Annotated in this window: 1 protein-coding gene; it reads left to right on the top strand. The window is 42.4% G+C overall.

The features are described 5' to 3' along the window. Positions 1-202: 202 nt before the first annotated feature. Positions 203-583 carry a MerR family transcriptional regulator gene (locus L6I86_RS35515; protein WP_236293643.1) on the top strand — a complete coding sequence of 127 codons (381 nt, stop codon included), beginning with the start codon at positions 203-205 and terminating at the stop codon, positions 581-583. Positions 584-618: the final 35 nt, after the last annotated feature.

The raw sequence follows: 618 nt of genomic DNA, 5'->3' as shown, positions 1-618 counted from the left end.
CCTGCTAAAGTAAATTCTATTTGCCCTGGTTTTGTTGCTACCGATTTCAATAACGGATACGGCGATCTGACACCGGAACAAGGTTCACGAATCATTGTCCGTTATGCTACACTTACGGAAGAAGGTCCCACGGGAGGCTACTTCAATGCGCAAGGCGTAATTCCTTGGTGACTTTACTTCATGAAGATAGGAAGGTCTTAGGATGGGCAGCGCCGCCGCTTTTTCAATCAAGGAAATCTCAAAAATGACCGGATTGACAGAGGATGCACTCCGCTATTACGAGAAGATCGAACTGCTTCCCAGGGCGAAAAGAAGAGAGAATGGCCGACGAGTGTATAACAAGGAAGACATGCAGTTAATGAAGCTTATTATTTGTCTGAAGAAGATGGGGGTTTCTCTTAAAGATATAAAAGAGTTTGCATCTCTCTCATATAAGGAAGACATCCTGTCTGCACCCGAAGTGTATGATAAAGTTCAATCGTATAGAAGGAAGCTCCAAGATCAAATTGATCATTTGCAGAAAATTTTAGGCGTACTGGATTACAAAATTGCGAATAAGAAAAGCCTGCTAAAGGATTCGTAACATTAAATTCCGTAGATTGCTTGGAATGGCGCTGT

It is taken from the genome of Paenibacillus allorhizoplanae (assembly GCF_927798215.1).
Lineage (GTDB): Bacteria > Bacillota > Bacilli > Paenibacillales > NBRC-103111 > Paenibacillus_E > Paenibacillus_E allorhizoplanae.
This window is presented reverse-complemented; position numbering and strand designations above follow the sequence as displayed.

What these genes read in the sequence shown, in the direction of transcription:
- L6I86_RS35515 (WP_236293643.1), top strand. Translation starts at nt 203, where the DNA reads ATGGGCAGCGCCGCCGCTTTTTCAATCAAGGAAATCTCAAAAATGACC.